We start from the raw sequence: 239 nt of genomic DNA, 5'->3' as shown, positions 1-239 counted from the left end.
AGATTGATTCGCTCCAAAACTTGATCCAGGAGCGAAAGGATGCTTATCAAAAAAAATCGGCTACGAAAAAGATGCAAACTGTTCCGAGAACCAAAAAAAGGAGAAGTCGTTCATACACCACCACCGGTCTTGAAAGAAGCAAGAAGAGTGAGAAGGACGAGTTGATTGAACAGATGCGGAGTATAGATTCTATTCAGTTTCCCGAAAAGTATGCCTCCTCTAAACCAAAGGTACAGCCC

Annotated in this window: 1 protein-coding gene; it reads left to right on the top strand. The window is 42.7% G+C overall.

Annotated features, from left to right (window positions below):
• Nucleotides 1–239: hypothetical protein (locus ACRHOZ_RS21405; protein WP_431130400.1), on the top strand; the 239-nt coding region annotated here is incomplete at both ends.

Origin of the sequence: Flagellimonas flava (assembly GCF_050617915.1) — a bacterium.
GTDB classification, from domain to species: domain Bacteria; phylum Bacteroidota; class Bacteroidia; order Flavobacteriales; family Flavobacteriaceae; genus Flagellimonas; species Flagellimonas flava_A.
The sequence above is the reverse complement of the archived record's forward strand: the minus strand, read 5'-3'. Positions and strand labels throughout refer to the sequence as shown.